Genomic DNA, 504 nt, shown 5'->3' on the forward strand with positions numbered 1-504 from the left:
GAGCAGTTACTCTCCTAGCCGTTCTTCCCTGGCAACAGAGCTTTACGATCCGAAAACCTTCATCACTCACGCGGCGTTGCTCCGTCAGGCTTTCGCCCATTGCGGAAGATTCCCTACTGCTGCCTCCCGTAGGAGTCTGGGCCGTGTCTCAGTCCCAGTGTGGCCGATCACCCTCTCAGGTCGGCTACGCATCGTCGCCTTGGTGAGCCGTTACCTCACCAACTAGCTAATGCGCCGCAGGTCCATCCGTCAGTGGCAGATTACTCCGCCTTTCCCGATTCCGTCATGCAACAGAATCGCGTATCCGGTATTAGCAATCGTTTCCGACTGTTATCCCGGTCTGTCGGGCAGGTTACCCACGTGTTACTCACCCGTCCGCCGCTAACCAGATTGAAAGCAAGCTTTCAATCTAATCCGCTCGACTTGCATGTATTAGGCACGCCGCCAGCGTTCGTCCTGAGCCAGGATCAAACTCTCCATAAAAGTGTTTGACTTGCTCATTAC

General features: G+C 55.0%; 1 rRNA gene. It reads right to left on the reverse strand.

The features are described from left to right. Positions 1-483 (reverse strand): 16S ribosomal RNA (locus A7K91_RS05730); the annotation flags it as partial. Positions 484-504: the final 21 nt, after the last annotated feature.

Origin of the sequence: Paenibacillus oryzae (assembly GCF_001675045.1) — a bacterium.
Classification (GTDB): domain Bacteria; phylum Bacillota; class Bacilli; order Paenibacillales; family Paenibacillaceae; genus Pristimantibacillus; species Pristimantibacillus oryzae.